9 protein-coding genes are annotated in these 13,375 nt (G+C 61.2%); 2 read left to right on the top strand and 7 right to left on the bottom strand.

What is annotated here, in order from left to right; all coding sequences use genetic code 11:
- The first annotated feature begins 65 nt into the window (after positions 1 to 65).
- Both G5306_RS06225 and G5306_RS06220 read left to right on the top strand, forming a co-directional pair.
- Positions 66 to 983, top strand: coding sequence for an ABC transporter substrate-binding protein (locus G5306_RS06225; protein ID WP_421312644.1), 918 nt, complete (start codon positions 66 to 68; stop codon positions 981 to 983).
- Between the two features lie 284 nt (positions 984 to 1,267).
- Complete coding sequence (locus tag G5306_RS06220; protein WP_216953224.1) at positions 1,268 to 2,056, top strand: hypothetical protein; 789 nt, start codon at positions 1,268 to 1,270, stop codon at positions 2,054 to 2,056.
- Positions 2,057 to 2,132: 76 nt separating this feature from the next.
- Here G5306_RS06220 and G5306_RS06215 read toward each other — a convergent pair whose 3' ends face one another.
- From G5306_RS06215 to G5306_RS06185, 7 genes are all read right to left on the bottom strand, one after another.
- The gene (locus tag G5306_RS06215; protein ID WP_421211849.1) at positions 2,133 to 2,486 is read right to left on the bottom strand and encodes a copper-binding protein; all 354 of its coding nucleotides are present in this window, start codon (positions 2,484 to 2,486) and stop codon (positions 2,133 to 2,135) included.
- Between the two features lie 44 nt (positions 2,487 to 2,530).
- Positions 2,531 to 5,659: an efflux RND transporter permease subunit gene (locus tag G5306_RS06210; RefSeq protein ID WP_421312571.1), complete on the bottom strand. Its 3,129-nt coding sequence runs from the start codon at positions 5,657 to 5,659 to the stop codon at positions 2,531 to 2,533.
- 73 nt (positions 5,660 to 5,732) lie between these two features.
- Complete coding sequence (locus G5306_RS06205; protein ID WP_421312570.1) at positions 5,733 to 7,256, bottom strand: efflux RND transporter periplasmic adaptor subunit; 1,524 nt, start codon at positions 7,254 to 7,256, stop codon at positions 5,733 to 5,735.
- A gap of 272 nt (positions 7,257 to 7,528) precedes the next feature.
- Positions 7,529 to 8,029 carry a hypothetical protein gene (locus G5306_RS06200; RefSeq protein WP_058055875.1) on the bottom strand — a complete coding sequence of 167 codons (501 nt, stop codon included), beginning with the start codon at positions 8,027 to 8,029 and terminating at the stop codon, positions 7,529 to 7,531.
- 57 nt (positions 8,030 to 8,086) lie between these two features.
- Positions 8,087 to 8,839 (bottom strand): substrate-binding periplasmic protein, encoded by a 753-nt coding sequence (locus G5306_RS06195; RefSeq protein ID WP_058055876.1) that lies wholly within the window; start codon positions 8,837 to 8,839, stop codon positions 8,087 to 8,089.
- A gap of 116 nt (positions 8,840 to 8,955) precedes the next feature.
- On the bottom strand, positions 8,956 to 12,066 hold the full coding sequence (locus G5306_RS06190) for an efflux RND transporter permease subunit (protein WP_421309561.1): 3,111 nt from the start codon (positions 12,064 to 12,066) through the stop codon (positions 8,956 to 8,958).
- A 9-nt stretch (positions 12,067 to 12,075) separates the two neighbouring features.
- Positions 12,076 to 13,233, bottom strand: coding sequence for an efflux RND transporter periplasmic adaptor subunit (locus tag G5306_RS06185; protein ID WP_421171953.1), 1,158 nt, complete (start codon positions 13,231 to 13,233; stop codon positions 12,076 to 12,078).
- Between the last annotated feature and the right edge of the window lie 142 nt (positions 13,234 to 13,375).

The following is a 13,375-nucleotide window of genomic DNA, read 5'->3' as shown; positions in this document are numbered from 1 at the left end:
GTGGGCCCGCCGAGTATATTCACGCGGCCGATTATCCGGGCCGTGCAACGAGAAGGAGTGAGATGATGAAGCGTTTTGCCGCCCTGGCTGCAGCCATCCTTATGCTGGCCGCGCCGCTGGTTCAGGCGCAGGATATGCGTGAAGTGACCGATGCGTTTGGCCAGAAGGTGCAGGTGCCAGCCCAGCCAACGCGGGTGGTGGTGCTGAGCGAGCTCGAACTCGACAGCACCCTGACCCTGGGGCTGACACCCATCGGCGCCGTCAATGGCCGTGGTCAACCCACTTTGCCTCGCTATTTGCTGAACAAGGCGGGCATGGGGATCCAGGTGATCGGCGATCTCGACAGCCCCAATCTGGAGTCGCTGATTGCGCTGGAGCCCGACCTTATCCTGACCGGCCAGACCCGTCCCGAGCTGTTGACCTTGCTGGGGGAGATCGCGCCTACCGTGGTGACCAGCAAGTGGGGTGAGCCTTGGCAGGATAGCTTCCGCCGCACCGCCCACACCCTTAACCGCGACCAGCAAGCTAATACTTTCTTGCTGCAGTATGCCGAGCGGTTGACTCAGGCTCGCAGCAAGCTGGCCAAGCATCAGGGGGAGAGCATCAGCATAGTGCGCTGGAACCCCAAGGGGCCGAGCTTTATGTATCAGGGCACCTTTGCCAGCAGCGTAGTGGAGTCGATGGGGCTTGTACGCCCAAGCAAGCAGCAGGGTACTGGCGCACCCCACTCACCGGCGCTGAGTCTGGAGTCCCTCAACCTGCTGGATGCTGACTGGCTGGTGGTCGGTACCCTGAGCGCCACCGGTGATGCGGTGGATGCCATGCGTCAGGCGGAGCAGACCCCGGCGTTCCAGCAGCTGCCGGTGATCAAAGCCAAGCGCTTTGGCGCTGTGGACGGGTCACTCTGGACCTCCAGCGGCGGCCCGCAGGCGGCCCTCAAGGTGATCGAGGATGTGGAGCGGTTGCTGGCAACCCGCAGCTGAACGAGCGCGTTATCTGAGGGATGAAATCTGTGCGAATGAACCACAGATAGAGTATCTATCTATCAGTGGTTCATTAATGTGGATGTTAATTTCTTTTATTGGCTCATTCGCAAAAGAGTGCTTTCGTTTATTGATTAATGTGTGAATTGCTGCACGTTCTGGGTACGAGCCTCGCGGTATGGCTTTTGTCGCCCCCGTTTTTCCGTATGGTATGAGCGTTTATTGGGTCAAGGGTTAATTGCTGCTTGTTCCCGTTAAGTGCTTGCTACCAAAGAGGAATCTAAATGAACGAGAGTCGACGTAGAGTCACCCTGGGGCTGTTGAGTACCCCCCTGGTCGCCACCCTCACCGGCTGCAACAGCAGCAATGACAGCCAGGGGAGTGCGGCGGATTTTCGCACCACCCTGACCGACCGGCTGAGCGCCGAGCTGCACGACGAGCAGACGGCCCGCCAGCTGGCCCCCTTCATCGAGGAGGCCTGCTTCAACATGACCCCGTCCCGGGTCGCCATCGACCAGGCCCACTGCGTCATCGCCTTTGCCTTCGGCAACCGCCCCAACGCCTCGGGCAACCCGGATGAACTGGCCGAGCCCGGCCCCATGAACGAGGCTCTGGCTGCCTGCTGTGCGGCCCTCTATCGGCAAAAGCCGGTGCCCATGTACGTGCAATGGGAGATTGCCCGCTTCCTCGACTCGGCCCGCTATTCGGACATTCCAGCCCGGGATGTCATCTCCATCGAGCCTTACTGGGATAATGAAGGCAAGCTGGTCTACCTCAGCACGGACGGCGTGGTGGAGGCCATCGTCAGGGATTATGCCGGCGGAGATGCCGCCGCCCTCGGCACGGCGGCCGTTATCGGTCACCGCGACCACGTCAAGCGCTGCATCATCACCTGCCGTGCCCGCAAGGTGGCGAGCCATGCCCCGGAGGGGATCGAACTGCCCGTCTGGTACGACGAGCAATCCGATCAACCCTGGACCCGTCGCCGCGACCTCTATGTGCTGCAGGATATCTCGGTTCAGTTGATGGGGGTGGCGCAGGCCAACATAGCCCAAGCCTATCCGAACGGCTGAGGAGGCCGCTCGGCGGATGGTGCAATAACAGAAAACGGCGGGATGATCCCGCCGTTTTTTTTTGAAATGACTCTGATTACTGTTTCTGGATAGTGGTTACGGTTAGCTTGCCGTCCGGGTTCTCGGCGTGAAAGCGCACCGCATCCCCCACCTTCAGATCCTTGAGCAGGGCCGGATCGGCCACCCGAAAGACCATGGTCATCGCCGGCATCTTGAGGTTGTCGATCGCCTCGTGCTTGATGCCGACTTTGCCGCGCCCCTCATCGAGGCGGGTAATGACCCCCTTGGTCATCACCATTGCGGCCTGTTCGCTCATCTCACCCGTCTGACTCATATCGTGCCCTTCATGGTGCATCATCTCTTCGGCTTGCAGGTTGGTCTGGGTGGCAAGGCCAAGCAGCAGGGTCAGGGTCAGCGTTTTGTAGTTCATGATGGTTTCCTTATCGTTCAGTCAATATGGATCGTGAAATCGGGTTACTCGGATTGCGGGTGCGCGCTCTTGCCAAGGCTGCGACTGCGCCACAGGTAGTAGGCGGCGGGCAGCACCAGTAGGGTCAGCACCAGCGCGCTCACCATGCCGCCGATCATGGGGGCGGCGATGCGCTGCATCACCTCGGAGCCGGTGCCATGGCTCCACATGATGGGCAAGAGGCCGGCGATAATGGTCACCACCGTCATCATCTTGGGGCGCAGGCGCAGGGCGGCGCCGTGGATCACCGCCCGGTGCAGCCCCGCCTTGTCCGGCTTGCCGCTGGTCACGAGGTCATCCCAGGCATGGTTGAGGTAGACCAGCATCAAGACGCCGGTCTCCACCGCCACCCCAGCCAGGGCAATAAAGCCAACACCTACGGCGACTGACAGGTTGAAGTCGAGCAGCCAGAGGGTCCAGATCCCCCCCACCACCGCCAGCGGCAAGGTGGTGAGAATGAGCAGTACCTCCTGAACGCGGCGAAAAGCCAGATAGAGCAGCAGCACGATAATGGCGACGGTTAATGGCACCACGTAGGCGAGGCGCGCCTTGGCCCGCTCCATGTACTCGTATTGGCCAGACCAGGTGAGGGCGTAGCCTGCCGGCAGCACCAACTGCTTGCCCACCTCGGCTTTGGCCTCATCGACGAAGGAGCCAATATCGCGGCCGCGAATGTCGATGTAGACCCAGCCGTTGAGGCGCGCGTTTTCACTGCGCAGCATGGGGGCCTCGTCGCTGATATAGACCCGGGCTACATCCGCCAGCGCGATGCGTGCGCCACTTGGAGTGACCACCGGCAGCAGCTCCAGACTGGCCACCGAGTTGCGATAGCTCTGGGGATAGCGCAGGTTGATGGGATAGCGCTCGCGCCCCTCGATGGTCTGGCCCACCTCCATGCCGCCCACCGCGGTGGCGAGCACCGCCTGCACGTCGGTGATGTTGAGGCCGTAGCGGGCCGCCTTGAGCCGGTCGATGTCCACCTTCACATAGCGGCCACCGGCCACCCGCTCGGCATAGACCGATGAGGCGCCCTCCACCTTGCCGACGATTTGTTCCAGCTGCTGGCCGAGCTGCTGGATCACCTTGAGATCCGGCCCCGCAATCTTGATGCCGACCGGGGTCTTGATGCCGGTGGCCAGCATGTCGATGCGGGTCTTGATGGGGGGCACCCAGGCGTTGGTGAGGCCGGGGAAGCGGATGAGGGAGTCGAGCTCTTCTTTGAGCTTCTCCGGGGTCATGCCGGGGCGCCACTGATCGCGTGGCTTGAGCTGGATGCTGGTCTCCATCATCACCAGATCGGCGGGGTCAGTGGCCGATTCGGCGCGCCCCGCCTTGCCGAACACGTTCTGCACCTCGGGCACGGTACGAATCAGCTTGTCGGTCTGCTGCAAAATCTCCCGTGCCTTGCCCACCGAGATATTGGCCGCAGTGGTGGGCATGTACATGATGTCCCCCTCATCGAGCGGCGGTATGAACTCGGAGCCGAGGTACTTGAGCGGCCAGAAGCCCGCCACAGTCACCACGGCGGCGATGGCCAGGGTGGTTTTCGGTCGCGCCAGCACGGTCTTGAGCAGCGGCACATAGCCCTGGCTTAGCCAGCGGTTGAGCGGGTTGGCCTGCTCCGCCAGTACCTTGCCACGGATGAAGTAACCCATGATCACCGGCACCAGCGTGATGGCAAGCGCGGCGGCCGCCGCCATGGCGTAGGTCTTGGTGTAGGCGAGCGGGTGGAACATCCGCCCCTCCTGCGCCTCCAGCGCGAACACCGGCAGGAAGCTGATGGTGATGATGAGCAGGGAGAAGAAGATGGCGGGCCCCACCTCTATGCTTGCCTCGGTGATGATGCGCCAGCGGTTCTTATCGGTGAGCGCCTCCCGCTCCATGTGTTTGTGGACGTTCTCGATCATCACGATGGCGCCATCCACCATGGCGCCGATGGCGATGGCGATGCCCCCCAACGACATGATGTTGGCGTTGATCCCCTGCAGGTGCATCACGATAAAGGCGGTCAGGATGGCGATGGGCAAGGAGATGACCACCACCAGCGACGAGCGCAGGTGGAACAGGAAGGCGAGGCAGACCAGCACCACCACCGCGAACTCCTCTACCAGCTTGCCGGAGAGGTTGTCGATGGCGCGCTGGATAAGGTCGGAGCGATCGTAGACGGTGACGATCTCTACTCCTTCCGGCAGGCTGCTTTTGAGCTGGGCGAGCCGCGCCTTGACCCCGTTGATGGTGTGCTGGGCATTCTCGCCATAGCGCATGACGATAATGCCGCCCACCACTTCCCCTTCGCCATTGAGCTCGGCCAGGCCGCGCCGGCTCTGGGGCCCGGTGACCACATCAGCCACATCGCCCAGCAGCAGCGGGGCGCCGCGCACATTGGTACCGAGCGGGATCTGCTTCAGATCCTCCACGCTTTTCAGATAGCCGTTGGATCGCACCATGTACTCCGCTTCTGCCATCTCGATGACGGAGGCGCCGGTCTCCTGATTGCCCTGCTTGATGGCTGTCTCGATAAGGGAGAGCGGGATGCCGTAGGCGCGCAGCTTGTCCGGATCGACCCGCACCTGATACTGGCGCACCATGCCGCCGACGGTGGCGACCTCGGAGACCCCGTCTACCGTCTGCAACTCGTACTTGAGGAACCAGTTCTGCAGCGAGGTGAGCTGGCTGAGGTCATGCTTGCCGGTTCTGTCCACCAGTGCGTACTGATAGACCCAGCCCACCCCGGTGGCGTCCGGGCCGAGCTGGGGTCGAGCGGAGGCGGGCAGGTTGGGGGCGACCTGACTCAAATACTCCAGCACCCGGGCACGGGCCCAGTAGAGGTCGGTGTTGTCGTCAAACAGCACATAGACGAAGGAGTCGCCGAAGAAGGAGTAGCCGCGCACCGTGGTGGCCCCCGGCACCGCCAGCATGGCGGTGGTGAGCGGGTAGGTCACCTGATCCTCCACCACTTGAGGCGCCTGGCCCGGATAGGAGGTCTTGATGATCACCTGCACGTCGGAGAGATCCGGCAGGGCGTCCACCGGGGTCTGTTTGACCGACCAGAGCCCCCAGGCGGTGAGCATGAGGGTCAATAGCAGCACCAGAAAGCGGTTGCCGATGGACCAGCGAATAATCGACGGGATCATGATTGAACTCCTTTCTCACCAAGTACAGAGAGCGGAGAGCGGTTGCCTGCTAGGCAGCGAATGATGGCAGGGATCATGATTTCTTCTCCACCTCGGGCATCGCCATCTGATGTTGGCTATGGTCCATCCCTTCCATCTCATCTTTTGCCTGCTCCAGAGCGTGGCCGCTGGCCGGGGCCTTCTCCTGATGGATGTTGGTGATGCGGTACTCATCCCCCTCCTGCATTACCTGCAGGTGCAGGGTCTGCCCCTCGACCAGCTTGCTGATATCGACCCCGTCGGCGACGGTGAACTCCATCTCCATGGCGGGCCACTGCCACTCGGGGATGGGCTGGTGGGAGACCATCAGGGTACGTTTGGCCAGATCGATGCTTTCAACCTCGCCCTGAGTCCACACCTGGGCAGGGCGCACCGCCGTCATGCGCTGGAAGTCCGAATCGATGGCCGACTCGGAGTCGAGCAGGAACTGGGCAGAGCTGACGATGTTATCCCCCGCCTCTACCCCAGCCTTGATGGCCACCTTGTCGCCAAACTGGGGGCCCAGAGTGACGGCCACCGACTTGAAGCTGCCATCCCCCAGCGCCAGCACCAGCCGGTCCTGACTGCCGGTGCGGATCACCGCTTCGCTCGGCACCACCAATTGCGGCTCTCCCTTGCCCGCCTGAATGGTCACCTTGGCGAACATATTGGGTTTCAAAAACTCGTCCGGGTTGGCGAAGCGCAGCCGTACCTTGAGGGTACGGGTGGTGGCATCCAGAGTCGGGTAGAGGTAATCCACCTTACCTTGCCAACTGCGGCCGGGGGCATAGTCGAGGGTCATGGTGACCGGATCCCCCACCTTCAGCTGGGCGGCCTGGCGCTCGAACACCTCTGCACTCACCCACACCTGCTTGAGGGTGCTGATGTTAAAGAGGGCCGCGGCAGGCTCCACATACTGGCCTTCTCGCACCTTCAGCTCGGAGACATAACCGCTGCTGGGGGCATAGAAACGCACCGTCTCCTGCACCTGACGGGTGCGCTTGAGGGCCGCTATCTGATCTGCCGGTACCTGCAGGGACTTGAGCTTGCCTTCGGCGGCGCGCAGCAGCAGCGGGTTGGCAGTGTTGAGGGCCAGCAGGTATTCGTGCTGGGCGTTGACCAGATCCGGGGCGTAGAGCTCGTAAATAAGGCTCCCCTTGCTCACCTGCTGCCCTTCGCTCTTGATGGCGAGGGTGCGGACCCAGCCCGCCATGCGGGCGTTGACCGCCTCCAGCTTGTCCTCGTCATAGCCGACGTAGCCCACCGTCTCGATCTGCTGGTGGATAGGGCGCTTCTCCACCTTGGCAAGCCGCACCCCCAGGTTCTGCTGGATCTCGGGGCTGATGGTGACAGTGCCCGGTGAGCCGCCCTGTTTTTCCTCATAGACGGGGATAAAGTCCATCCCCATGTTGTCCTTGGCCGGGGCATTGCGCTTGTCGCGCGGATCCATGGGGTTGACCCAGTAGAGCGGCGTCTTCTCCTTGGCCACGGTGCTAGCAGTGGTCTGTTTGGCAGCCCAGTAGCCGCCACCGGCGCCGAGGGCCAGCAGCAGGGCTGATACCAGCAGTTTCTGGCTCATCGCACACCCCCACTTAGTGGCAGGGTGGCAAAGTTCTTGGCGGCGATAAGGCCGGTAACAGGGACAAGTGACATCATATCTCTTCTCTTGTGCAGGCCGCCGGATCGGAGATGGACAAGGCATCACCTAAGGGATTGGCGGCAAACGGGGCGCAGCTGTATCAGCGCGCACGGCTCCCAGTGAGCGGGCCGGTTTGGCCGGGGCACAGGGTCAGGCAAGGCGGCAGGAGACGGGCAAGCCGAGGCTTGCCGCTGCCGCAAGAGAAGCGCTTTCTAGTGTCGCAGCACCGACAACATCAGGTGTCGGCGCGGCCAGGAGGGGGGATGGGTACCGCGTGATCGCAGGAAGGGATCCCGCAACCAGTTATCAAGCAGTGCAGTTGCGAAGTTACTGCCAAGTAGCAGGGGGAAGATCAGCAGGGCGACCAATACACCCAGCAGAGCTATCGCGCCGAAGGAGAGGGCATTGACGCCGGTCTGCATCTGGCACTCATCGCCCATGGCCGACCCCTCGTCTCCCTGATGGCAGGAGAGGGCCATGGTATCGCTCGGGTGAGACATTGCGGGCATCGCATGAGAGCTCTCGCCATCCGCCATCGCCATGGATGAATCCAACATCACCATTGGCAGGGGGCTGCTTTGGGTCGTCTCGGAGGAGAGGGGAGAACCATGCCAGCTGATGCAGAGGGTCAGATTGCACACGAGAAGCAGAGCCAGCAATAGCCGGGCTAGCAGGGCAGAGGGCAATCTTGTCGCAAGCTGGGTGAGTGACAATCCGGTCATCCTTTAGGATCTGGTATCCAGACTCTAAACCTTGCTTCTGGGAGAAGGTCAAGGCGAGGGCTGGCGCTGTTGTTGCAGATAGATGTCGCTGTATTTCTCCAGCAGCTGATCTATCCACTGCCTCATGCCCGGCGCTTGCAGCATGGGTTCCAGCTGTTCGAGGGTGCCAAGATGGGGAGATTGTAGTGAAACAGAAATATAGAGCTCACCGCGCTGCAGTGGCCACTGCAGATCAACCATTCCGCTGCTCGGGTAATTTTCGCTCAAAAACAGGCGGCCGGAAGAGCGGCCATAGGGAACGAAGTCGACCCGGTCACTGGCCAGCAGGCCAAATACCTGCTTGAGGGAGTTGACCCTGTAGATGCGGGTATTTGCTTGCAAAAAATCATCCATTTCGCTGCCAAGGCTGACGCCTATCATCATGGCTCCCCGCAGTCCGGTCAGATCCTCCCGTCGCTGCAGCAAGCGGCTGCCGGGTTGGCGCACGAACACCGCCATGTCATTGATGGCCATGGGCGTTCGGGTAAAGCGGGAGTAGTGTGCTCTCTCTTCGTTGCGCAGCGCACAGATATTGATGTCGACCTCTCCTTTCGCCACTTTCTGCTGACAGCGGGCCCAGGGGCCCACATAGGAGAGATCCACATTGAAACCCAACCGTTGATAGAGGGTACTGACTACTTCGGCACAAACGCCGATGATCTTGCCATCGCTCAGCCAGTTCCAGGGGGGATAATCGTGATGACCACAGGCGGAGAGGGTAGTGGTCGTCAAGGTCGTCGCGAGCCAGAGCTGAGCCAGCATATCCGGATCCTGTGCAAAAAAGTCTCGATGTGTGTCATTGAAGCACACCGCAGACAAAAAAATACCCCCGCACGGGCGGGGGCAGTTTGTTATCGGTGGAACGCCCGTGGAGAGCGTTACGGCTTGGCGCGTTTTTCCGACCCTTTCATGATGAGGCGGAAGAAGAGCGGGATAAAGAAGATGGCGATAAAGGTGGCCGCCAGCATGCCGCCGATGACCGGCCAGCCGAGAGCGTGACGGCTTGCGGCACCGGCGCCGCTGGAGGTGACCAGCGGCACACAGCCGAGGATGAAGGCCAGCGAGGTCATCACGATGGGGCGAAAACGCAGGCGCGCCGCCTCCAGTGCCGACTCGATAAGACTCATCCCCTCCTCGTGCTTCATCACCGCGAACTCCACGATCAGGATGGCGTTCTTGGCGGCAAGGCCCACCAGGGTCACCAGCCCGATCTGGAAGTAGACGTTGTTGGTGAGTCCTACCAGCCAGGTGGCTAGCAGGGCGCCGAACAGGGCGAACGGTACGGCTGTGATCACCGCAAACGGCAGGCTCCAGCGTTCGTACTGGGCTGCCAGGATGAGGAAGATCATCACAATACCGAAGCCGAACGCCATGCCTGCGCTACCGGCAGAGGCCTTCTCCTGATAGGCGGAACCGGTCCACTCCAGCTTGGCATCGTTGCCAAGGGTGCTGTTGGCCACCTCTTCCAGTGCGGCGATCGCCTGACCCGAACTGTAGCCGGGTGCCGGCTGTGCCATGATCTTGGCCGCCTGGAAGATGTTGAAACGCTCTACCAGCTCGGGGCCAGTGGCATCACGGACCGTCACCAGGCTGCTGAGCGGGATCATCTCGCCGGTGTTGGAGCGCACGTAGACGTTGCGGATATCGCTCTTCTTGGCGCGGTAGTCCGCTTCGGACTGCAACTGTACCCGGTAGGTTCGGCCAAACTGGTTGAAGTCGTTGACATAGACCTGACCGAAGGTGGCCTGCATGGTGTCGAACACCGCATTGATCGGTAGCCCCAGCGCCTTGGCTTTCTCGCGATCCAGGTCGAGATAGACCTGCGGCACATTGGCACGGAATGTGGATGTGACACTGGCAAACTCGGGGCGCTCCTTGGCGGCGGCGAGGAAGCGCTGTACTTCGCCCGAAAACTCCTGGGCACTGCCGGAACCCCGGTTTTGCAGGTAGCCTTCCAGTCCGCCGGTGGTGGACATCCCCTGGATGGGGGGCGGGTTGAAGGAGGCAACAAAGCCGTCAGCCAGCCCCATCAGGCTCATCCCCTGCAGGGTTTTGGCCAGCTCGAAGGAGTCCTGGCCTGTCCCCTTGCGCTCGCTCCAGTCCTTCAGGGTAATGAAGGTGAGACCGCTGTTGCTGATGATGGCGTTGGAGAGGATGTCGAAGCCCGAGAAGGTGATCACATCCTTCACATTGGGATTGGCCATGGCGAGCTTGTCGAACTGATCCGCCACTGCCTGTGTCCGGCTCATGGCGGCGGCATCCGGCAGCATGACGGCGGAGATAAGGTAGCCCTGATCTTCGTTCGGTACCAGCTCGCCCGGCACTTTCAGGAAGAGACCGTAGATGGAGAGCAGCAGTACGGCGATGATGGCAAAAGCGACCCCCACCCGACGGTTCAGGAAGGCCACACCCCGTACATAGCCGCGGGTCAGCTGGTCAAATTTATCGTTGAACCAGACGAAGAAACGGGCCGGTTTGTGATGTCCCTCTTTGAGCAACACGGCGCACAAGGCCGGAGAGAGAGTCAGAGCCACCAGACCGGAGATGGCCACCGAGACCGCGACCGTGATGGCGAACTGCTTGTACATCACCCCTGTCATGCCACCCATAAAGGCGACCGGCAGGAACACGGCGCAAAGCACCAGCACGATGGCGACCACCGGACCTGAGACCTCCTGCATGGCGAGGATGGCAGCCTCTTTGGGCGAACATTTCTTCTCGCTCATGATCCGCTCGACGTTCTCGAGCACCACGATGGCGTCATCCACCACGATACCGATGGCGAGCACCATGCCGAACAGGGTCAGCAGGTTGATGGAGAAACCGAGCACCAGCATGCCGGCGAAGGTCCCGATGAGCGACACTGGCACCGCGATACAGGGGATCAGGGTGGCGCGGAAGTTCTGCAGGAACAGGTAGACTACCACGAACACCAGCACGATCGCCTCGAACAGGGTGTGTACCACCTCTTCGATGGAGATCTTCACAAACTCTGTGGTGTCGTAGGGGATCTGGTACTCGATATCCTGCGGAAAGCGCTCCTTGAGCCGCTCCATGGTGGTGTGCACCGCATCGGCGACTGCTACGGCGTTGGCACCGGGCTGCAGATAGGTAGCGATACCGATGGCCGGTTTGCCGTTGGCGCGGGCCACCAGATCATAATCCTTGCCCCCCAGCTCGACCCGGGCGACATCGCGGACCCGGATCTTGGAGCCATCGGGCATGGAGCGAACTATGATGTTCTGGAACTCTTTCACATCTTCAAGGCGACCCTTGGTCTGCACCGTGTAGGTGAAGTCGATGGGGGTCGAGGTGGGCTGAGCGCCGATCTTGCCTGCCGCAAACTGGGTGTTCTGCTCGCGGATGGCGCTAATCACATCACTCGGGGTGAGTTCGAGCTGGGCTAGTCGATCCGGCCGCAACCAGATGCGCATCGCATAGTCGGTACCGCCAAACAGAGTGGTATCACCGATGCCGGGAATCCGCTTGAGCTCGTCGATGATGTTGAGCAGGGCATAGTTTGACAGATAGGTGGTATCAAACGAGCCGTTCGGCGACTGGAGGGTGACCACCTGCAGGATGGAGGTCGATTTCTTCTTGACCGTTACCCCCTGCTTTTTCACCTCTTCCGGCAGCTGGGCCATGGCGGCCGATACCCGGTTGTTGACGTTGATGGTGGCCTGATCCGGATCTGTGCCGATCTCGAAGTAGACGTTGAGGTTCATCTGGCCGTTGGAGGCCGAACCCGATTGCATATAGATCATCCGCTCGACGCCGTTGATCTGCTGCTCGAGCGGTGCGGCGACAGTCTGGGAGATCACCTCCGGAGTGGCCCCCGGATAGAAAGCGGTCACCGAGACCACCGGCGGGGTGATCTGGGGGTACTGCTCGATGGGAAGCGAGCGCATTGCCGCCAATCCGCCCAGCACGATAATGATGGAAATCACGCTGGCGAAGATGGGACGCTCGATAAAAAACCTGGAAAACATACGAGCTCCTTACTTGGCCGCTGAGTGGCTGACCATCTTGGCGGTGATGGCTTTCATCTCGTCGGCAGAGACAGGTTTCACCACGCTGCCGGGGCGAGCCTTCATCAAGCCTTCGACGATGTAACGGTCACCGGCATTGAGGCCGCTGTCGATCAGCACCCCCTCGGAGACCACCGGGCCCAGTTTGACCGGACGGGGGATCACCTTGTTCTCGGCATCGACCACCATCACCATGCGGTCAGCCTGGGACTGGACGATAGCGCGGGGCGGCACCACGATGGCATTCTTGCGGGTGCCCAGATCGATGGTCATACGGACAAACTGGCCGGGCAGCAGCACGCCGTCCTTGTTATCGAAGATGGCGCGGGCACGGATGGTGCCGGTCTGGGGATCGACCCGGTTGTCGGAGAAGTTGAGCTTGCCCGCTTGTGGGTAGACAGAACCATCGGCCAGGCGGATATGGGTGCGCCAGTTGGTGGCGTCCTTGGCTTCAATGGTCCCTCTCTTGACCGAGTTCTCGAAATCGAGGCGATCCTGCTCCGAGTAGGAGAAGTTGACGTAGAGCGGATCAAACTGGGTGATGGTAGTGAGCAGGCCGTTGTCGCCACTGGTGGAGATAAGGCTCCCCTCGGACTGGGAGCTCTTGCTCGCCATGCCGTTGATGGGGGCAGTGACCTTGGTATAGCTGAGGTTGAGCTCGGCCTCCTTCACCTTGGCCTGAGCGGCCTGATGGCTGGCGATGGCCGCTTCATAGTTGGCGATGGTGTCGTCATAGTCCTTGCGGCTTACCACCTGGCGCTTGAAGAGGGGAATGATGCGATCCCGATCGGCGCGAGCCTTGTTGAGTCTGGCCTGCTCCTGGGCCAGGGTGCCTTTGGCCTGCTCCAGCGCCACCTTGTAGGGCTCGGGGTCGATCAGGAACAGTTGCTGGCCGGCGGTAACCGGTTGGCCTTCTACATAAGTGCGCTTGAGCAGGATGCCACTGACCCGGGAGCGGACATCGATCTCGCGAAAACCGGCGGTTTCGCCCACCATCTCGGTGGTGAGCGGCACATCGGTCAGGGTCGCCTCGTTGACTACCACGGGCACGGCCGGCATGGTTTGCACCGTCTGGTTTGTTTCCCCGCCACAGCCGGCCAGTGCACCGGCCAGCGTCAGAGCGAGCATCCCCTGTTTGAATAATCCTGCTCTGGTGTTTGGCTCCATCATCATTTCACTCCTGTTGGCCCGATTGCGGCCATCATGCACACCTTTTTTTTCGGCTGACGTGATTAACTTCATGATTACAAATTAACTCATTGGATTATTG

It is taken from the genome of Aeromonas sp. 603404 (assembly GCF_049171775.1).
GTDB lineage: Bacteria > Pseudomonadota > Gammaproteobacteria > Enterobacterales > Aeromonadaceae > Aeromonas > Aeromonas veronii_A.
Note: the sequence above shows the minus strand (reverse complement) of the source record. Positions and strands in the feature narration are given on the sequence as shown.